Origin of the sequence: Microbacterium sp. MF43, from assembly GCF_012847295.1 — a bacterium.
Classification (GTDB): Bacteria; Actinomycetota; Actinomycetes; order Actinomycetales; family Microbacteriaceae; genus Microbacterium.
On the sequence record NZ_JABBDY010000003.1, the window covers coordinates 388,990 to 407,849 of the forward strand.

Here is an 18,860-nt window from a genome sequence, read left to right on the forward strand (position 1 = left end):
AAGGTCAGCGTGGGCGGGGCGCCCGGACCTTCGTGGGGTCGATGCCCTTCGGGATCGGCATGGAGGCGAGCGACTGCGACACCGATTCGATGCGCTTGACGACGGCCGCCATCGTCGCGCGGTCGATCTTGTTCGGAAGCGCCTTGATCGTGGGCGCGAGCTTCGCGATCGGAACCTCGCCCTCGCCGTGCCCGATGTAGAGGACCGTGACCGGCACGCCGGATGCGACGCGCTGCGCCTTCGAACGCTCGTCGTTGACGAGGCGCGTCAGGCGGCCGCGCGCTCCCTCGCCGACGATCACGATTCCGCCGCGACCGACCGCGCGGTAGACGGCCTCCTGGGTCTTGGGGTTCACGCCGACCGGCATGTCGGCGGCCTGCCACTTGCGGCCGAGAGACGTCGACAGCACGTGGCCGGCAGCACCCGGCATCCCGTCGATCTTCCGGTACATCGCGCGGGTGGACAGCCGCGTCATGATCATGAGGGCGCCGAGGATGCCGAGCATGAGTCCCGTGATGCCCCACAGGATGATGCTCCAGATCGCCATCGGCGGGATCAGGAATCCGACGCCCACACCCGCGGCGATGCCGACCAGCACGACGCCGACGATCAGCCAAGGCAGCCAGGCGAACGCCTGCTGGGTGAACGTGTAGAGGGTTCGGATCTGCGAAAAGAACCCGGGACGCTTCTCGGGTGCGGAACTGCGGGCGGCCATGGGGTCAAGCCTACCTTTCCGAGCGCGCTCGCTTCGGCTCCTCCCCAGCTCGTTCGCGGCGGGCGATCGTCCCCAGCCGCGGTCGTCCGAGCGCCGGCAGCCGTCGTTCCCCCGTGACGCTGTAGCTGTGAAGTCCTCCGACAGCCTGCGGTCGCCGTACCGATCGGTGAGACCCGTCCACGCCGGATCCGGAGGACCATGGCCCGGCATGCTCGCGGCAGGGCCGTCGGGTGAACGGTTCGTGCTCGTCGACACGCGTGTGCTCCCGGCCGGGTGGCGCGGATGGGATGCCTCTCCCGGCGGCCACGTCCTGGCCGCGCTCGACGTGGCGCGCCGCGCCGACGGGCACGATGTGCTCCTCCCGGTGCTTCACGAGCCCCTGTCGCTGTTCCTGCGCCGGCGCGCGGACTCGGCCGTGCCTCTTCGCGTCGGGGAGGCGGTGACGATCGGGGTGAGTCTCCTGCGGGCGCGCGCCGAACTCGCGGAGCGCGCGTCGGTGACGGGGGAGTGGTGGCTCGCCGAATCCGGTCGACCTGTCTTCGCGACGGATGCCTCGCCCACTCCCTTCGCCGAGACGACGACGTCGCTCTTCGACGAGATCGCCCGCGCCGTCCCCCGGGACGATGCCTGGAACGAGGCGGTCTCGGCCGCGGGGGCGGTGCGCGTAAGCGCCTCCGACCTCGATCGTGCCGAGATGGCGCTCTTCGCCACGGCCGTGCCGGAGCCGCTCGATCTGCGCGCCCCGGATACGGACGCGCTCGGAGGGCGGCCCGCCCGCGGCGACTCCACCGTCGACCAGGCCGACACGCCGAGGCGCGGCATGTGGGAATCCCTCATGGCGCACGTCGACGGCGATCTGGCCGACCTCGTCTCGAAGGCGACGACCGGGCTGTGGCGCCGCTGGCGCAGCCGTGAGACCGGCCGCCGCAGGCGAGCGCCCGTCGTGGTGGCAGCATCCGCCGCCGCCGGCGTACTGGCCGTCGGCCTGCTCTGGCCGGCGGACTCAGGACCCGTCGCGACAGCCGAGGGTTTGTCGGCCTCGCCGACGCCTTCGGTCGACGGTGCGCCCGGGACGGGAGACCGCCCCCAGCCGACCCCGACGGGTCAGGCGCCCGAGGCGGAAGACCTGGAGGCGGTCACGGGGGATCTGCTGGACCGTCTCGCCGCCTGCGGCGACGACCATGCCTGCGCGGGAGCGCTCTTCCTCGGAGACCGCTCCGATGTCACAGGTATCGCCGCTCTGCCTTCCGCACACCGTGAGCTCGCCCTTCTCGACGATTTCGGAGGGGTCGCCGTGCTGCGCGTCGATGCGCAGGAGGACTCGCTGCCGCCCCAGCTCGTCGTCATCGCCGCCGTCGACGGCGAATGGCTGCTGCGCGACGTCCATGACGCCACGCAGCAGCCGTGAGTCGAACGATCAGATACCGAGCTGGCCCTGGAAGTCCGCAGCCTCGAGGCGCGCCTTGACCGCTCCGAGGAACCTGGCGGCATCGGCCCCGTCGATCACCCGGTGATCGTAGGACAGCGCAAGGAAGACGTACGAGCGGACGGCGATCGCGTCCTTGCCGTCGACCGAGACCACACCCGGGCGCTTCACGACGATGCCGGTGCCGAGGATCGCCGACTGGGGCAGGAACACGACCGGCGTGTCGAACAGCGCACCACGGGAGCCCGTGTTCGTGAGCGTGAAGGTGCCCCCGGCCAGCTCGTCGGGCTTGAGCTTGTTGTCACGCGTCCGGGCCGCAAGGTCGGCGATCTCGTGCGCGATCTGCGCCAGGTTCTTCGACGCGGCGTCGCGAAGGACCGGCGTCAGCAGGCCGCGCTCGGTGTCGACCGCGATCGACAGGTTCTCGGTCGGCGGGTAGACGATGTCGGTTCCGTCGACCGTCGAGTTGATCACGGGGTAGGCCTGCAGGGCTTCGGCAGCAGCGAGGGCGAAGAACGGCAGGAAGGACAGCTTGTCGCCCGTCTTGCTCTGGAAGTCGCCCTTGACCGAGTCGCGGAACGCGGCGAGCTTCGTCACGTCCACCTCGACGACCGTTGTGAGCTGCGCGGTGGACTGCATCGAAGCGACAGCGCGCTCGGCGAGGACCTTGCGCAGGCGCGACATCGGCTGCGTGGTCCCGCGCAGCGGGGATACCTCGATCGGAGCGGGCGCCGCCTGCGCGGGTGCAGCGGCGGGTGCGGCAGTGGCGGCCTCGGCTGCCTTGAGCACGTCCTCTTTGCGGATGCGGCCACCGACGCCGGTGCCCTTGACCGAAGCGAGGTCCACGCCCTGCTGCTGCGCCAGGCGACGGACCAGCGGCGTGACGTACGACACGGCGTCGGAATCGTCCGCGGCAGGCGAGGCCGAGGCGGGCGCGGACGGAGCAGGCGCAGTGGCCGGAGCGGGCGCGGCAGTCGGAGCCGCCGCGGCCGGGGCCGGAGCGGGAGCCGCCGCGGCGGCCGGGGCCGGAGCGGAGGCCTCAGCGGCCGGAGCCGGGGCAGGCTCGGCGGCCGGCGCGGGCGCGGGAGCCTCAGCGGCGGGCGCAGCAGCGCCGCCCTCGCCGATCCGCGCGAGCGGTGAACCGACCGCGATGGTCTCGTCCTCCTGGACGAGGATCTCCTGCAGCGTTCCGGCGAACGGCGAGGGGATCTCGGTGTCGACCTTGTCGGTGGAGATCTCGAGCAGCGGCTCGTCGACCGCGACGTCGTCACCCACCTTCTTGAGCCAGCGGGTGACGGTGCCCTCGGTCACGCTCTCGCCGAGTTCGGGAAGCACCACGTCCTTGCCACCCGCGGGGGCGGCCGGCGATGCCGGTGCGGCGGCAGGCGCCTCCGCTGCGGGAGCGGGGGCCTCTGCGGCAGGGGTCTCGGCGGGAGCCGCCTGCGCGGGCGCCGCCTCAGCCGGCGCAGCCTCGGCCGGAGCGGCCTCAGCAGGGGCCGCCTCGGCCGGAGCGGCGGCGGCCTCGGGCTGCGGCGCCTCGGCTGGGGCGCTCGAGCCGTCTCCGATCTTGGCCAGCACGGCTCCGACCTCGACGGTCTCGTCTTCCTGGACCAGGATCTCCTCGATCACGCCGGAGACCGGCGAGGGGATCTCGGTGTCGACCTTGTCGGTGGAGATCTCGAGCAGACCTTCGTCGGCCTGGACCGTGTCGCCTACCTGCTTGAGCCAGCGGGTGACCGTACCCTCGGTGACGCTCTCGCCGAGAGCGGGGAGGACCACGGAAGTGCTCATGTCGATATCTCCTTCAGAAAGAATTCCGGGACTAGCTTAGTGAAGCGCCGAGGCGCGAGCGTCAGAGCGCGTGGAGCGGCTTGCCCGCCAGAGCGAGGAATGCCTCGCCCAGTGCCTCGGACTGCGTCGGGTGGGCGTGGATGAAGGGTGCGATGTCTTCGGGGTGCGCCTCCCAGCCCACGGCGAGCTGGCCCTCCGTGATGAGCTCGCCGACGCGATCGCCGATCAGGTGCACGCCGATCACCGGTCCGTCCTTCGCTCGGACGACCTTGACGATCCCCGACGTCCCGAGGATCTCGCTCTTGCCGTTCCCGGCGAGGTTGTATTCGTAGGCGACGACGGCGTCGGCGCCGTGCGCCTCGGTCGCCTGGGCCTCGGTGAGGCCCACCGAGGCCACCTCCGGGTGGCTGTACGTCACCTTGGGGATCTGCGCGTCGGGGACGACGACGGGGGAGAGCCCCGCGATCTCCTCGGCGACGAAGATGCCCTGCTGGAAGCCGCGGTGCGCGAGCTGCAGGCCCGGCACGATGTCGCCCGCCGCCCACACGTGCGGCACGCCGGTACGAAGCCGTTCGTCGGTGACGACGAATCCGCGGTCCAAGGTGACGCCCGCCTCTTCGAAGCCCAGCCCGGAGGTCGCGGGTCCCCGGCCGACCGCGACGAGCAGGTAGTCCGCCTCGAAGGTCTTGCCGTCTTCGAGCGTGACGGTGACGGAATCCGCTGTCTGCGTCACGCCCTGGAACCGCACGCCGAGAGAGGAGGCGATCCCACGGCGCCGGAACGCCCGCTCGAGTGCCTTGCTCAATGCCACGTCCTCATTCGGCACGAGGTGGTCGAGCGCCTCGACGATCGTCACCTCCACGCCGAAGGAGCGCCAGACGCTCGCGAACTCGACGCCGATGACGCCACCGCCGAGGATGACCACGCGCGACGGGATCTCGTCGAGCTCGAGCGCGTGCTCGCTCGTGAGCACGCGGCCTCCGATCTCGAGGCCCGGGAGAGTGCGGCTGTACGAGCCGGTGGCGAGAACCACGTCCGCACCCCGATAGAGGTCGTCGCCGACGCGGACGGCCGGTCCGGATTCGAGTCGCCCCTCGCCGGCGATCACGGTGATCCCGCGCGCCTTGACCAGTCCCTCGAGACCCTTGTACTTCTTGGCGACGATGCCCTCGCGGTACGCGCGCACGCCTGCGGGGTCGACCCCGTCGAACGACGCCCGGATGCCGACAGTAGACGCGTCCCTCGCATACTCCGCGACCTCGGCGGCGTGCAGGAGCGCCTTGGTCGGGATGCAGCCGCGGTGGAGACAGGTGCCGCCCACCTTGTCCTTCTCGATCAGCGCGACGGACTTGCCCAGTTCGGCGGCTCGCAGCGCGGCAGCGTAACCACCGCTGCCCCCGCCGAGGACGACGAGATCGAAGGTGTGGTCGGTCATCAGGACTCCTCTGTCGTGACGAATCGGATCAGGCTGCGCACGGTGGCAGCCGTCGGACCCTTGTCGGTGAACCCGTAGCCGCCGCCCTTGTTCATGCCGACTCCGGCGATGTCGAGATGGACCCACGGGATACGCGGGGCGTCGGCGTCGTCCGACGTGCGGCCGACGAAGTGTCGCAGGAAAAGGCCGGCGAAGAGCGACCCGCCCGCCGGGTCGCCGATCTTGGCGTTCTGGAGGTCGGCGATGGGGGAATCGAGCTCGTCCACCATGTGCGCCGGAAGCGGGAGCTGCCAGGCCGGTTCCGACTCGGCGGCGGCGGCCGCGAGGTACGCGGCGACTGCATCGTCGTCGCCCATGACGCCGGTGTGGCGCGTGCCCAGCGCGATCGTGATCGCCCCCGTCAGGGTGGCGACGTCGACGATCACGTCGGGGTGCTCGCGGCTGGCTGCGACCAGACCGTCGGCCAGCACGAGACGGCCTTCGGCGTCGGTGTTCAGGACTTCGACCGTGGTGCCGTCGAGCATCCGCAGGACGTCGCCGGGGCGGGTCGCACGGCCCGAGGGCATGTTGTCGGCGATGCACAGCCAGGCGGTCACCGCGACCGGAGCCGCGACGGTGGCGACCGCGCGAAGCACGGCCAGCGCCGTGGCGGCGCCGCACATGTCGTACTTCATGCCGACCATCGATGCCGCAGGCTTGAGCGACAGTCCACCGGTGTCGAACGTGATGCCCTTGCCGACGAGGGCAACGTGCCGGGACGCGCCCTCCGGGGCGTAAGACAGGCGGACGAGCCGCGGCGGACGGTCCGAGCCCTGTCCGACGCCGAGGATGCCCCCATAGCCGCCGTCCCGGAGCGCCTCCTCATCGAGCACGTCAACCGAGACCGGGAGCCCTTCGACGGATGCCGCGGCACGGTCGGCGAAGTCGGCGGGCCCGAGCCATTCTGCCGGCGTCGAGACGAGGTCCTTCACGAGGGCGACGGCGTCGGCGGCAGCGATGACGCCCGCCAGCGCACCGGAGTCCTCCGGGTCGGTGCTGTGCACGATCACGCGCGAGGCTCGCGCCTTCGGCGCCTCGCTCTTGTATCCGTCGAAGCGGTAGCCGCCGAGCGCCGCGCCCTCGGCGACGGCGGTCCACAGGGCGGGGTCGGCGACGGGCGCCGCCACGGCGACCGTCTCGAAGCCCGTCAGTGTTCGGACCGCGGCGCCGACGGACTCGCGGAGGGCCGCGGCATCCGCCTTCGCGCCGGTTCCGACCACCGCGAGCGGCTTGGTCGTCGACTCGGGGGCGTAGACACGCTGCAGCGCGCCCGGGCTCCCGGTGAAACCGGTGGCGAGGAGCGTCTCGCGCAGACCCGGCCAGTCGGCCAGATCGGGGGCAGCGTCGCCCTCGAGCGGGGGAAGTGCGATCAGGATCGCGTCGGCGTCGGACTCTCGGATCGGTGCATCGCTGTACGCGAGGTCGGGAAACGACATGGTCTCCATCCTAGGGAGGTCGCGTGTTCGCTCTGAGCGGGAGCGGCGCGAGCCCTCCGCCCGACGGCGGCTCGTAGCATGGAGGCATGCCCCTGTCCGGCCCGCTGTTCGAGCGCTCGGCCTCCGCGCCCCCGGTGCCGCGAGGTCTTCCGCTGGTGATCGCGCTCACCGGATTCACCGACGCGGGCAGCGCGGTGAGTCGGGTCGTGGAGTATTTCCGCGACGATCTGGTACCCACACCGCTCGCGGTGTTCTCGAACGATGTGCTGCTCGACTATCGCGCACGTCGCCCCGTCATCGCGTTCGATCAGGACCATCTGACGGACTACCGACCACCACGTCTCGAGCTCTCGCTCGCGCACGACGCGCTGGGCCAGCCATTCCTCGTTCTCTCGGGGTACGAGCCGGACTTCGGATGGGACGCGTTCGCATCAGCCGTGCTGGCGTTCGTCGACGATTACTCGGTGTCGACGGTGACGTGGGTGCACGCCATTCCGATGCCCGTGCCGCACACGCGCCCGATCGGCACGACCGTGAGCGGCACCCGGCGAGAGCTGACCGAGGCGCATTCCGTGTGGAAGCCGCAGACCCAGGTGCCCTCGACCGCGGGTCACCTCGTCGAGTACAGGCTCGCCGAGGCCGGCGTGCAGGTGGCGGGCTTCGTGCTCCTGGTGCCGCACTACCTCGGCGATACCGAGTACCCGGCCGCCGCATTGGCGGCGCTCGACAGCCTGACAGTCGCCACCGGACTCGTCTTCACCGGGGAAGAGCTGCGCGAGGAGAACCGCGAGTACCTCGCGAAGGTCGACGACCAGGTCGGTGGGAGCGACGAGCTGTCGCGCATGGTGCAGGGGCTCGAGGAGCGCTACGACGCGTATATGGCCGGCTCCACGCTCGCCACGCCGATGATCCACACCGGGGACCTGCCCAGCGCAGACGAGCTCGCGGCCGAGCTCGAGCGCTTCCTGGCCAGCCGACCGAGCGGCGACGACGACAAGCGCGGCGCCTGAGCCGGAATGCCGCACGCCCTCCCGTCGTTGCATCAGAGGACCGATGCGACGCGACAGCACACGTGCTGGCGGCGCATCCCAAGTGTGAGATACTGGATGCTCTGACCCGTTGTCAACTGGTTCCGTGAGGTCATCTCGGCGGAACGAGGACTTGACAAGGGTCTTACTAGTGTCCGAAATCGACCGGGGGCGTCGGCACACGCATCCGGTGAAAGGCGAAACGTGACCTCAGGCACGAACACCAAGGCCCGCTCGGCCGCGAAGGACACCGAGGCGGACGAGACCACGACAGCGGCGAAGGCGCCTGCCAAGAAGACGGCCGCCGCGAAGACTCCCGCCAAGAAGGCGACCCGCGCGAAGGCTGCGCCCAAGACCGCGTCGAAGAAGTCCGCCAAGGAAGACGACGAGCTGGAGGACGAGGTCGAAGAGCTCGACGAGGTCGAGCTCGACGGCGACGACCTCGAAGACGTCGCTGACGACACCGACGACGCCGACACCGCCGCGACTCCCGCACGCCGTGGCACCAAGGCCGCCGAGACGGACGCACCCGCCGCGGCCGATGACGAAGACGAAGAAGAGGAGAGCACCAAGCCGGCGTTCTCCGAGCCGCTGCCGACCGGCGCGATCGTCATCTCGTCGACGGATGAGGACGACATCCCCGTCTACTCGACGCAGATCACCGGTGCGACCGCCGACCCGGTCAAGGACTACCTCAAGCAGATCGGCAAGGTGCCTCTGCTGAACGCGGCCGAAGAGGTCGAGCTCGCGATGCGCATCGAGGCGGGTCTGTTCGCCGAGGAGAAGCTGTCGCACATGTCGGCGGCCGAGAAGTCGTCGCAGCTCGGTCTCGACCTGCAGTGGGTCGCCCGGGACGGCCAGCGCGCGAAGTCCCACCTGCTCGGCGCGAACCTTCGTCTGGTGGTGTCGCTCGCCAAGCGCTACACCGGACGCGGCATGCAGTTCCTCGACCTCATCCAGGAGGGCAACCTGGGCCTCATCCGTGCGGTCGAGAAGTTCGACTACACCAAGGGCTTCAAGTTCTCGACGTACGCCACCTGGTGGATCCGTCAGGCGATCACGCGTGCCATGGCCGACCAGGCCCGCACGATCCGCATCCCGGTCCACATGGTCGAGGTCATCAACAAGCTCGCGCGCGTTCAGCGTCAGATGCTGCAGGACCTGGGCCGCGAGCCCACGCCCGAGGAGCTCAGCCGCGAACTCGACATGACCCCCGAGAAGGTCATCGAGGTGCAGAAGTACGGCCGTGAGCCGATCTCGCTGCACACGCCCCTCGGTGAAGACGGCGACAGCGAGTTCGGTGACCTCATCGAGGACACCGAGGCGGTCGTTCCTGCGGACGCGGTCGGGTTCACGATGCTGCAGCGACAGCTGGAGTCGCTTCTCGACTCGCTTTCGGAGCGCGAGGCGGGTGTGATCCGCATGCGCTTCGGTCTCGGCGACGGTCAGCCCAAGACTCTCGACCAGATCGGCGACACGTTCGGGGTCACGCGCGAGCGCATCCGCCAGATCGAGTCGAAGACGATGGCCAAGCTGCGTCACCCGAGCCGCTCGCAGTCTCTGCGGGACTACCTCGAGTGAGCGAGGCGAACGCCGGCAAGGCGCTCACCGTTCAGATCGACGGCTCGTCGTACGCCCGCATCCCGATCCGCACGCGCGTCGTGATGCCCGGTGACGATCTCGACGCGTTCATCCGCGAGTATGCGGGAGACGTGGTCCGCGACGGCGATCTGCTGTTCGTGACGGAGAAGATCGTCGCCATCACGCAGGGGCGCTCGTACCAGCTCGACGAGATCCGTCCGCGGCGGCTGGCGCGTTTCCTGTCGAAGTACGTCACTCGGACGAGCTACGGCATCGGCCTCGGCATGCCGGAGACGATGGAGATGGCGCTGCGCGAGTGCGGGACGCTGCGCATCCTTCTCGCGGCCGCGGTCTCGGCGGTGACGAAGCTCTTCGGCCGGCGCGGCGACTTCTATCGCGTCGCCGGCTACAAGGCGCGCTCGATCGACGGACCCACGGCCCACACCATCCCGCCGTACAACACGGCGGTCGTCCTCGGGCCGGAGAAGCCGAAGCAGGTCGCCCAGCACGTCCAGCGGCTCCTCTCGGTCACGGCGGAGGTCGCGGTGGTCGACATCAACGACATCGGCGGGAACGTCCTCGGCTCCACGATGGATGCCGCAGGCGAGAAGCGACTCGTCGCGATTCTCAAGGACAATCCACTGGGGCAGGGGCACGAGTCCACCCCGCTGGGGATCGTTCGCGCCGTCTGACGCCGCACAGACGAAGGGCAGGGCCTCCCAGAGGAGACCTGCCCTTTCGCGTCGTGTCGCCGGACGGCGTCAGACCGTCTCGGAGAGTCGCGCCGTCTCGTCGTGCCACGAGGTCGCGACAGCACGGAGCTTCTCCTCGTACTTGCGGCCGTGGTGAGCGCAGAACAGCAGTTCGCTGCCATTGACCTCAGCGGCGATGTAAGCCTGTGCGCCGCACGAATCGCAGCGGTCTGCGGCCGTGAGGCGATGCTCGAGGACGGCGCCCATCTCGGTCGGTGTCGATAGCGTGGTCATCTCGGTGCCTCCTCGTTCAGATAGAACTCCGTTGCAGGTCATGAAATACAACCACGCCTGAGATTCGAGAATGCCCGGAATGGGTGACATTTCGCTGAGCGCGTACGGTGAGTCCGCCGGAAGCGTGTCGGCCCGGTCGCCTCGGCCACCGCGGATAGGCTTGGAGATCGTGACAGCCGAGTACTCCGCCCATCATCTCCAGGTGCTCGAAGGGCTCGAGGCCGTTCGCAAGCGCCCGGGTATGTACATCGGCTCGACCGACTCGCGCGGGCTCATGCACTGCCTCTGGGAGATCATCGACAACTCCGTCGATGAGGCTCTCGCCGGCCACGGCACACGCATCGACATCGTGCTGCACGCCGACGGCAGCGTCGAGGTGCGAGACCGTGCGCGAGGCATCCCTGTCGACATCGAACCGCGCACGGGGCTCTCCGGCGTCGAGGTCGTCTTCACCAAGCTGCACGCGGGCGGCAAGTTCGGCGGCGGCTCGTACGCCGCATCCGGTGGTCTCCACGGCGTCGGCGCATCGGTCGTCAACGCGCTGTCCGAACGCCTCGACGTCGAGGTGGACCGGGGCGGGAAGACGTGGGCGATGTCGTTCCACCGCGGCGAGCCCGGAGTCTTCGCCAACGGTGCGCCCGACTCGGCGTTCACGCCCTTCGAGGAGCGCAGCGAACTGCGTGTGGTGGGAAAGGCTGCGCGCGGCGTCACGGGCACGCGCATCCGCTATTGGGCGGACCCGCAGATCTTCACGAAGGATGCCGCGTTCAACGTCCAGGAGCTCGAGCAGCGGGCACGCCAGACCGCGTTCCTCGTGCCCGGCCTCGAGATCGTCATCCGCGACGAGCGCGACGCAGAGCCGGTCGAGACGAGGTACCGCTTCGACGGCGGAATCTCCGAGTTCGCCGACTTCCTCGCGCCTGATGCGCCGATCACCGACACCTGGCGCCTGACCGGATCCGGCACGTTCACCGAGACGGTGCCGGTGCTCCAGCCCTCGGGCGCCATGGTCCCCACCGAGCTCGAGCGCACCTGCGATGTCGACATCGCGGTTCGCTGGGGCACGGGTTACGAGACCACGTCGCGCTCCTTCGTGAACATCATCTCCACCCCCAAGGGCGGCACGCACCAGGCCGGATTCGAACTCGGGCTGATGAAGGTGCTCCGCACACAGGTGGAGCAGAACGCGCGCCGCCTCAAGGTGGGCAACGACAAGCTCGAGAAGGATGACATCCTGGCGGGACTGTCGGCCGTCCTCACGGTCCGCCTGCCCGAGCCGCAGTTCGAGGGGCAGACGAAAGAGGTTCTCGGCACCCCCGCCGTCCGGCAGATCGTGGCGAACGTGGTCTCCCGCGAGCTGACGGCGAAGTTCACCTCCTCCAAGCGTGACGACAAGGCGCAGACCTCACTGCTCCTCGACAAGGTCGTCGCAGAGATGAAGGCGCGCATCTCGGCTCGCGCCCATAAAGAGACCCAGCGTCGCAAGAACGCGCTGGAGTCCTCGTCACTGCCGGCCAAGCTCGCCGACTGCCGCACGAACGACGTCGAGGCCTCGGAACTGTTCATCGTGGAGGGCGACTCAGCGCTGGGCACCGCCAAGCTCGCCCGCAACAGCGAGTATCAGGCGCTGCTCCCGATCCGCGGAAAGATCCTCAACGTCCAGAAGGCCTCGATCAGCGACATGCTGTCGAACGCCGAATGCGCCGCGATCATCCAGGTCATCGGCGCGGGCTCCGGTCGCTCGTTCGACCTCGAGGCGGCCCGCTACGGCAAGATCATCCTGATGAGCGACGCCGACGTCGACGGCGCCCACATCCGCACACTTCTGCTGACGCTGTTCTTCCGGTATATGCGCCCGCTCATCGACGACGGGCGCGTCTATGCCGCCGTCCCCCCATTGCACCGCGTCGTCGTGATGAACCCCGGCTCCAAGCCGAATGAGACCGTGTACACCTACTCCGAACAGGAGCTTCACACGCTGCTGACGAAGCTGACGAAGGCCGGGAAGCGCTGGCAGGAACCCGTCCAGCGCTACAAGGGCCTCGGCGAGATGGATGCGGATCAGCTGGCGACCACGACGATGGACCGTGCGGGCCGCACCCTGCGGCGGGTCCGCATGCAGGACGCGGAGGCCGCGGCATCCGTCTTCGAACTGCTCATGGGAAACGACGTGGCACCGCGCAAGGAGTTCATCATCGACTCGAGCGACCGCCTCGCGCGCGAGCGCATCGACGCCTGAGCACCTCAGCGCGACCCGCGCCGGCGCGAGCGCGTCAGCGGACGCCGGTTCCGATCGCGCCGATGACGCCGTCGAGCGGGGTGCCCGAGGCATCCCGTTTCCCGCCCGCCTCCGGGAGGACCCGGACGGTGCCGTCGGCACCGACGGCACGCGGTTCGGAGCCCACCCACGCGTGTGTGAGCGCGTCCTCGCCCTTCAGGAACCGCTGAGCGCGCACTCCGCCGGTGGCCCGGCCCTTCGCCGGGAACTCCGTGAACGCCGAGACCTTCGCGCTGCCGGCATCGGTCCCCGCGATCGCGGTGGCAGATCCTGCCACGGTCACGACGACGGCGTCGAAGGCGGATGCCCCCACCACCGTGAATGCGACGACTTCGGCGCCGTCGCTCAGCCTGATGCCGGCCATGCCGCCCGCGGAGCGACCCTGCGGGCGTACCGACGAGGCGTCGAAGCGCAGGAGCTGTGCGTCGCTGGCGACGAAGACGAGTTCGGCGCCGTCGCTTGCCGGGGCAGCACCGATGACCCGGTCGCCTTCGCGCAGGGCGATGATCTCGACATCGTGCTTGTTGCCGAGCTCGGTGGCGGCGACGCGCTTCACCGTTCCCTGGAGGGTGCCGAGCGCGATCGGCGGGCCGTCCTCGAGCGGCACGATCGCCACGACGTGCTCGCCGGACCCGAGACCGAGGTACTGGTCGGCCCGCGTGCCGGCCGCGAGCTGCACGGAGTTGCCCGGCACGGAGGGGAGATCGACGGGGGAGAAGCGCACGAGACGGCCATGGCTGGTCACCGCGCCGACATCGCCCCGCGTCGTGGTGTCGACCCACCCGCGGATCGCGTCGTGCTTCGCGCGCCGAGCGGGCGGGACGATGCCGCCGTTCGGAGCGTCGGCCGTGAGCTCGGCGCGGACCATGCGGCCGGTCGCCGACAGGAACACCCGGCACGGCGAGTCGGCGATCTGGAGATCCGCGGCCGCTGCGGCCGCGCGCGAACGGGGCGCGACAGGACCGCCGTTGAGCAGCAGGGTGCGGCGCGGAGTGCCGTAGGTCTCAGCCGCGGCATCGAGTTCGCGGGCGACCTGTGCGCGCAGCAGCACTTCGCTGCCCAGGAGCTCCTCGAGCTCGGCGATCTCGTTCTTCAGCCGGTCGCGCTCGGCCTCGAGCTCGATGCGGGAGAACTTGGTGAGCCGCCGCAGACGGAGCTCGAGGATGTACTCCGCCTGGGGCTCGGACAGGTCGAAGACGTCCATGAGGCGCGTGCGGGCGGCCTCGCCGTCGTCGGACGTGCGGATGACCTGGATGACCTCGTCGATGTCGAGGATCGCGATGAGGAGGCCCTCGACGAGGTGCAGTCGCTCCTTGCGCCGCGCGAGCCGGAAGCGGCTGCGGCGGGTGACGACGCTGATGCGGTGATCGAGGTAGACCTGCAGCAGCTCGCGCAGCCCGAGAGTCTGGGGCTGACCGTCGACGAGCGCCACGTTGTTGATGCTGAAGGAATCCTCCAGAGGCGTCAGGCGGTAGAGGTGCTCGAGGACCGCCTGCGGGTCGAAGCCGGTCTTGACGCCGATGACGAGCCGCAGACCGTGGTGCCGATCCGTCAGGTCGGTGACGTCTGCGATGCCCTGGAGCTTCTTGGCGGTGACCGCGTCCTTGATCTTCTCGATGATCCGCTCGGGCCCGACGAGGTACGGCAGCTCGGTCACGACGATGCCGGTCCGCCGCGGGCCGAGCGACTCGATGGACACCTTGGCGCGTGTGCGGAACGACCCGCGGCCCTTCGTGTAGGCGTCCTTGATGCCGTCGAGACCGACGATGATGCCGCCGGAGGGGAGATCCGGGCCGGGAACGAACTCCATGAGCTCCTCGACCGTGGCCTCGGGGTTGTCGAGCAGATGGACGGCCGCCCCGACGACCTCGATGAGGTTGTGCGGTGCCATGTTCGTCGCCATGCCCACGGCGATGCCCGTCGCCCCGTTCACCAGGAGGTTGGGGTACGCCGCGGGCAGCACTTCCGGCTGCTGGAACTGCCCGTCGTAGTTCGGGATGAAGTCGACGACGTCCTCGTCGAGGTTCTCGGTCAGCGCGAGCGCGGGCGCCGCCAGACGCGCTTCGGTGTACCGAGGAGCGGCGGGACCGTCGTCGAGCGAGCCGAAGTTGCCGTGCCCGTCCACGAGCGGCACCCGCAGCGAGAAGGGCTGCGCGAGGCGCACGAGCGCGTCGTAGATCGGGGCGTCGCCGTGAGGGTGGAGCTTTCCCATCACCTCGCCGACGACGCGCGCGCTCTTGACGTGCCCGCGGTCCGGACGAAGGCCCATGTCGGCCATCTGGAAGAGGATGCGCCGCTGGACCGGCTTCAGTCCGTCGCGCGCATCGGGGAGCGCACGCGAGTAGATGACCGAGTAGGCGTACTCGAGGAAGGACCCCTGCATCTCGGTCGAGACATCGACGTCTTCGATGCGGCCGTGATCGATGGGGACGGATTCAGTGCGAGATGCGGGCATGACGATGAGCCTCGGGTGACGGCGGAGCGGTGGGGGCCGTTCGCCGGTATGCGAGACTGGCCCCGATGTCCTTCAGCCTACCCGCGGACCCGCCGCGAGCCCGGAGCCTCACCGGTGTCGTTCGGCAGATGTCGGCGGCGCTCGATGGGCGATCGGACTGGTTCGCTCCGGCGACGAGTGCCGTGGTGTTCGTGATCGACGGCCTCGGCGCCCACAACCTCGCGTCGCGATCCGGGCACGCGCGATTCCTCGCGCAGTCCGGCGGCAAGAAAGACGTCGCCCGTACGGTCTTCCCGTCGACGACGGCATCCGCACTGACGAGCCTCCTCACCGGCGTGCTGCCGGGGGAGCACGGCATCGTCGGCTACCGCGCCCGCGTCCCCGGAACCGACGACGTGCTCAACCAGCTTCGCGGCTGGGACACCGACGGGCTTGCGCTTTCGTGGCAGCGTGCGACCCCTCTCACGAAGTCCTCCGGCCGGCCGTTCTCGATCGTGACCAAGCGCGAGTACGAGGCGACCGGCTTCACCGCAGCGACCCAGGCGGGAGCCGCATTCCACGGCATCGACGACCTCGCGGAGCGCGTCCTCACCGCGGCCGACATCGCCTCCCGCACGCCGGGCAGCCTCGTCTATCTGTACGCCCCCGAGCTCGACGGGGTCGGCCACAGGCGCGGCTGGGAGTCGGACGAGTGGCTGGTCGAATTGGAGAAGGCGGATGCCGCGACCCGAGCTCTCGCAGCGGCGCTCGGTCCCGGCGTCGGCGCCGTCGTCACGGCGGACCACGGAATGGTGGACGTCCCCCGCCACCGCCATGTCCTGCTCCAGGACGGCGACACGCTTCTCGACGGCGTACGGCTGATCGGCGGGGAGCCGCGCATGCTGCATCTCTATGCCGAGCCGGGCGCGGCGCCGGCGGTGCTCCGCGCGTGGCGGGAGGCCGAGGCATCCCGCTCCTGGGTGCTCTCACGTCAGGACGTGATCGACTCGGGACTCATGGGACCGGTCGACGACGAGGTCGCTCCGCGCATCGGCGACGTGGTGGTCGCTGCCCGCGCCGGCATCGTCTACTACGACGATCGGCTGTCCGACAAGGGACCGCAGAAGATGATCGGCCAGCATGGCTCCTTGACGGCCGAGGAGCGGGTCGTCCCCCTCCTCCGTCTCGGCGCGTTCGCCTAGACGGCGACGTCAGTCCTCGGTGCGCGCTCCGAACACGATCTCATCCCACGAGGGCATCGACGTGCGCCCCTTCGTGCGACGTCCGGCCTCGGCCACGGCGGACGGCTGCGGATCGAACTCGGGCTCGTCCACCAGATCCGCCGGGGCCTCGTCGTACCCGGGCTCCAGTGCGTCGAAGAGCGCGACCGGCGACGGACCGCGGCTCGCCGCAACCTCCTCGGCGCCGGGGAGCGGCTCGCGCTGACCGCGCCGGCGACGCAACGCCTCGAGCAGATCAGCGGTCTCGGCCGACGTGACGGCCGGCTCGTCCGCACGCTTGATCGCCGCTTGCCGCACGGCGGGGGCCGTAGGCGCCGGCAGATCCGGGGATTCGAGATCGGCGTCGGGAAGCTTGCGAGGGCCGAACGCACCGCTGTCGAAACGCGAGTCATCCTTGGCGGGCGACGTGTCGAGGGCACGCAGGCGGGGGATGAGCCCGTCGGGAAGCGAGCCCTGGCGCGACAATTGGATCGCGTCGGCGTTCAAGGGCGACAGCGTGCTGCGGCGCGGATCGAAGCCCCAACGAGCATCGTGGTCGACGTCGTTCGCGGTGAACTCGAGTTTGACCGTCCAGCCGGAGTGGTCCTTCCAGCTCGTCCACCGCTCGCCGATCGCACCGGCCTCGGCGAGCTTGCCTCGCACTGCCGAGCCGAATGTCGGGTGGCTGTCGGGGTCGAAGTCGCCGCCGAGCAGGACGGGCACCGCCAGAGCCTGACCGACGACGTGCTCGCGCTCGGCGATCACCGGCCCCTCGAACCGGACGACGTCCTCGACGCGCGCACCCAGCAGCTCGGCGACCTCCTGTGCCGACATCCCCGCACGGATGTGGGACTGGATCTCGCGCGGGCTCGGCCGCGAGGCCTGCGAGTCGGGGTCGCGGTCGCGACGCGCCTTGCGCAGCTCCGTCCGCAGCACATCGTCGACGGCGAGCGAGAACCTCTCGCCGGACTCGGTCGCCAAGACGAGCCTGTCGTCTTCGGTACCGATCACCTTGAGCTGTTCCATGCGAACGCCCCTCCGATCCTGCCTGTCCCGCCCATGCTGACACAGGCGAACGCGGCGGCCGGGAATATCCCGCGCGTGGCGCGAGTTTCACGCGAACGCAGGACGAGGCATCCGCCTCCCGCATTTGCGAAAACGGGGCCCGTCATGCAAACTATCGCCGCCCGAAAGGGCGAGCACCCGCGATACTCCGGAAGTTGAGACGTTTACGCATGGCCACCGATTACGACGCCCCCCGCAAGACCGAGGACGACAGCGAGTCGATCGAGGCGCTCAAGGAGCGCGTTCCCGACAAGCTCTCGGGCGCGGTCGATGTGGAGGACGCCGACAACCCCTCTGGCTTCGAACTGCCCGGCGCGGATCTGTCGGATCTCGAGCTCGACGTGGTCGTCCTGCCCCCTCAGGAGGACGAGTTCACGTGCTCCAACTGCTTCCTCGTGAAGCACCGCTCCCAGCTCGACCACGACACCGCCGCCGGCCCTATCTGCTCGGAGTGCGCCGCCTGACCTGAGCGCGGCGCACAGCCGCAGCCAGCCGGTCCGGCGTGCGGGACGAGACGACCCACGCCGGCACCGGATCGTCCGCGTCCACGACGGGGACGACCACGACGCCGTCGATTCCGCCTCTGAGGAGATGCCACGCCCGCGGGTCGAGCCCGACTCCCCGTGCGTGACGTGCCTCCTCGCCCGTGAGGGGCACAGGATCGCCCAGGAAGCCGACGTCGATGTGCGCCCGCCCGGCGCGCAGCTCACCGGCCGCGACCTCGACGCGCGGCGAGACGGCGACCAGCAGCGCCACGACGAGCACGCCGACGATGGCTCCGGCGACGAGGGCGACGGTCGTGTCGATCGGTGCGAAGACCAGGGCCGCCATCGGGCCGGCCACGGCGGCGCTGACGAGGATCCACAGGGAGGGGCCGAGGCGTTCGCGATAGTCGTCGGCCCTGCCGTCGTGCGCTGTCTTCTGCATTACCCTCATTGGGTGACTGAAACGGTGGACGTCCCCATTATCGCCCCCGACGTCCCGGCCTACGCGCACCCCGGCGACGCCGGAGCAGACCTCGTCGCCGCCGAGGCGGTTCGCCTGGAGCCGGGTCAGCGTGCGATGGTCGGCACCGGAGTGCGCATCGCCCTCCCCGACGGGCACGTCGCCTTCGTCGTGCCGCGCAGCGGTCTGGCGGCCAAGCACGGGATCACCGTCGTCAACGCGCCGGGCACGGTCGACGCCGGCTACCGCGGCGAGATCAAGGTGATCCTCCTCAACACCGACGCCGAGACCGCCCACGACATCGCGATCGGCGATCGCATCGCACAGCTCATCGTGATGCCCGTACCGCGCGTTCGGTTCATCCCCGTCACGACCCTGCCCGACAGTGTCCGCGGCGAAGGGGGCTTCGGCTCCACCGGCTACAACGGGGGCGCGGCGTAGTCGCCGTCCCCGCGGGTCTCGCCCCGCGACCAGAAGACAA

The 18,860-nt window shown here is 69.9% G+C and carries 16 protein-coding genes; 8 read left to right on the forward strand and 8 right to left on the reverse strand.

Going from position 1 to position 18,860, the window contains the following annotated elements:
* Positions 1–4: 4 nt before the first annotated feature.
* Positions 5–715 carry a DUF4191 domain-containing protein gene (locus HF323_RS10260; protein ID WP_169582482.1) on the reverse strand — a complete coding sequence of 237 codons (711 nt, stop codon included), beginning with the start codon at positions 713–715 and terminating at the stop codon, positions 5–7.
* A 127-nt stretch (positions 716–842) separates the two neighbouring features.
* On the opposite strand from HF323_RS10260, the gene HF323_RS10265 reads away from it, so the two are divergent.
* On the forward strand, positions 843–2,123 hold the full coding sequence (locus HF323_RS10265; protein WP_169582483.1) for a hypothetical protein: 1,281 nt from the start codon (positions 843–845) through the stop codon (positions 2,121–2,123).
* A gap of 9 nt (positions 2,124–2,132) precedes the next feature.
* Here HF323_RS10265 and sucB read toward each other — a convergent pair whose 3' ends face one another.
* The 3 genes from sucB to HF323_RS10280 form a co-directional block, all read right to left on the reverse strand.
* Complete coding sequence (gene sucB / locus HF323_RS10270; RefSeq protein WP_169582484.1) at positions 2,133–3,932, reverse strand: 2-oxoglutarate dehydrogenase, E2 component, dihydrolipoamide succinyltransferase; 1,800 nt, start codon at positions 3,930–3,932, stop codon at positions 2,133–2,135.
* A 61-nt stretch (positions 3,933–3,993) separates the two neighbouring features.
* Complete coding sequence (gene lpdA / locus HF323_RS10275; RefSeq protein WP_169582485.1) at positions 3,994–5,367, reverse strand: dihydrolipoyl dehydrogenase; 1,374 nt, start codon at positions 5,365–5,367, stop codon at positions 3,994–3,996.
* Positions 5,367–6,842, reverse strand: a complete 1,476-nt coding sequence (locus HF323_RS10280; protein WP_169582486.1) for a leucyl aminopeptidase — start codon at positions 6,840–6,842, stop codon at positions 5,367–5,369. The genes lpdA and HF323_RS10280 overlap by 1 nt, the downstream gene beginning before the upstream one ends.
* Positions 6,843–6,928: 86 nt before the next feature.
* Here HF323_RS10280 and HF323_RS10285 point away from each other — a divergent pair, with 86 nt between their 5' ends.
* The 3 genes from HF323_RS10285 (at position 6,929) to HF323_RS10295 (ending at position 10,143) form a co-directional block, all read left to right on the forward strand.
* Positions 6,929–7,852, forward strand: a complete 924-nt coding sequence (locus HF323_RS10285; RefSeq protein WP_169582487.1) for a PAC2 family protein — start codon at positions 6,929–6,931, stop codon at positions 7,850–7,852.
* Between the two features lie 222 nt (positions 7,853–8,074).
* On the forward strand, positions 8,075–9,451 hold the full coding sequence (locus HF323_RS10290; protein ID WP_169582488.1) for an RNA polymerase sigma factor: 1,377 nt from the start codon (positions 8,075–8,077) through the stop codon (positions 9,449–9,451).
* Positions 9,448–10,143 (forward strand): coenzyme F420-0:L-glutamate ligase, encoded by a 696-nt coding sequence (locus HF323_RS10295; protein WP_169582489.1) that lies wholly within the window; start codon positions 9,448–9,450, stop codon positions 10,141–10,143. Before HF323_RS10290 ends, HF323_RS10295 begins: the two co-directional genes overlap by 4 nt.
* A 69-nt stretch (positions 10,144–10,212) precedes the next feature.
* On the opposite strand, the gene HF323_RS10300 is transcribed toward HF323_RS10295, so the two are convergent.
* A complete protein-coding gene (locus tag HF323_RS10300; RefSeq protein ID WP_169582490.1) occupies positions 10,213–10,437 on the reverse strand; it encodes a hypothetical protein in 225 nt (74 codons plus the stop codon).
* 166 nt (positions 10,438–10,603) lie between these two features.
* On the opposite strand from HF323_RS10300, the gene HF323_RS10305 reads away from it, so the two are divergent.
* Positions 10,604–12,676, forward strand: a complete 2,073-nt coding sequence (locus HF323_RS10305; protein ID WP_169582826.1) for a DNA topoisomerase IV subunit B — start codon at positions 10,604–10,606, stop codon at positions 12,674–12,676.
* Between the two features lie 34 nt (positions 12,677–12,710).
* Here HF323_RS10305 and HF323_RS10310 read toward each other — a convergent pair whose 3' ends face one another.
* Entirely contained in the window at positions 12,711–15,170 is a 2,460-nt protein-coding gene (locus HF323_RS10310) for a DNA topoisomerase (ATP-hydrolyzing) (protein ID WP_169582491.1), read from the reverse strand.
* 65 nt (positions 15,171–15,235) lie between these two features.
* Between HF323_RS10310 and HF323_RS10315 the strand changes: the two genes are divergently transcribed.
* The gene (locus tag HF323_RS10315) at positions 15,236–16,351 is read left to right on the forward strand and encodes a nucleotide pyrophosphatase/phosphodiesterase family protein (protein ID WP_169582492.1); all 1,116 of its coding nucleotides are present in this window, start codon (positions 15,236–15,238) and stop codon (positions 16,349–16,351) included.
* Between the two features lie 9 nt (positions 16,352–16,360).
* Here the strand turns inward: HF323_RS10315 and sepH are convergent, their stop codons facing one another.
* Positions 16,361–17,395 carry a septation protein SepH gene (gene sepH, locus HF323_RS10320; RefSeq protein WP_169582493.1) on the reverse strand — a complete coding sequence of 345 codons (1,035 nt, stop codon included), beginning with the start codon at positions 17,393–17,395 and terminating at the stop codon, positions 16,361–16,363.
* Positions 17,396–17,604: 209 nt separating this feature from the next.
* Between sepH and HF323_RS10325 the strand changes: the two genes are divergently transcribed.
* Positions 17,605–17,898 (forward strand): DUF4193 domain-containing protein, encoded by a 294-nt coding sequence (locus tag HF323_RS10325; protein WP_169582494.1) that lies wholly within the window; start codon positions 17,605–17,607, stop codon positions 17,896–17,898.
* Here the strand turns inward: HF323_RS10325 and HF323_RS10330 are convergent.
* The gene (locus tag HF323_RS10330; RefSeq protein ID WP_169582495.1) at positions 17,873–18,361 is read right to left on the reverse strand and encodes a DUF3093 family protein; all 489 of its coding nucleotides are present in this window, start codon (positions 18,359–18,361) and stop codon (positions 17,873–17,875) included. The genes HF323_RS10325 and HF323_RS10330 overlap by 26 nt on opposite strands.
* A 12-nt stretch (positions 18,362–18,373) precedes the next feature.
* Between HF323_RS10330 and dut the strand changes: the two genes are divergently transcribed.
* Positions 18,374–18,820, forward strand: a complete 447-nt coding sequence (gene dut, locus HF323_RS10335; RefSeq protein WP_188241687.1) for a dUTP diphosphatase — start codon at positions 18,374–18,376, stop codon at positions 18,818–18,820.
* The last annotated feature ends 40 nt before the right edge of the window (positions 18,821–18,860 follow it).

What these genes read in the sequence shown, in the direction of transcription:
- HF323_RS10260 (WP_169582482.1), bottom strand. Translation starts at nt 715, where the DNA reads ATGGCCGCCCGCAGTTCCGCACCCGAGAAGCGTCCCGGGTTCTTTTCG.
- sucB (WP_169582484.1), bottom strand. Translation starts at nt 3,932, where the DNA reads ATGAGCACTTCCGTGGTCCTCCCCGCTCTCGGCGAGAGCGTCACCGAG.
- lpdA (WP_169582485.1), bottom strand. Translation starts at nt 5,367, where the DNA reads ATGACCGACCACACCTTCGATCTCGTCGTCCTCGGCGGGGGCAGCGGT.
- HF323_RS10280 (WP_169582486.1), bottom strand. Translation starts at nt 6,842, where the DNA reads ATGTCGTTTCCCGACCTCGCGTACAGCGATGCACCGATCCGAGAGTCC.
- HF323_RS10285 (WP_169582487.1), top strand. Translation starts at nt 6,929, where the DNA reads ATGCCCCTGTCCGGCCCGCTGTTCGAGCGCTCGGCCTCCGCGCCCCCG.
- HF323_RS10300 (WP_169582490.1), bottom strand. Translation starts at nt 10,437, where the DNA reads ATGACCACGCTATCGACACCGACCGAGATGGGCGCCGTCCTCGAGCAT.
- HF323_RS10310 (WP_169582491.1), bottom strand. Translation starts at nt 15,170, where the DNA reads ATGCCCGCATCTCGCACTGAATCCGTCCCCATCGATCACGGCCGCATC.
- HF323_RS10315 (WP_169582492.1), top strand. Translation starts at nt 15,236, where the DNA reads ATGTCCTTCAGCCTACCCGCGGACCCGCCGCGAGCCCGGAGCCTCACC.
- sepH (WP_169582493.1), bottom strand. Translation starts at nt 17,395, where the DNA reads ATGGAACAGCTCAAGGTGATCGGTACCGAAGACGACAGGCTCGTCTTG.
- HF323_RS10325 (WP_169582494.1), top strand. Translation starts at nt 17,605, where the DNA reads ATGGCCACCGATTACGACGCCCCCCGCAAGACCGAGGACGACAGCGAG.
- HF323_RS10330 (WP_169582495.1), bottom strand. Translation starts at nt 18,361, where the DNA reads ATGCAGAAGACAGCGCACGACGGCAGGGCCGACGACTATCGCGAACGC.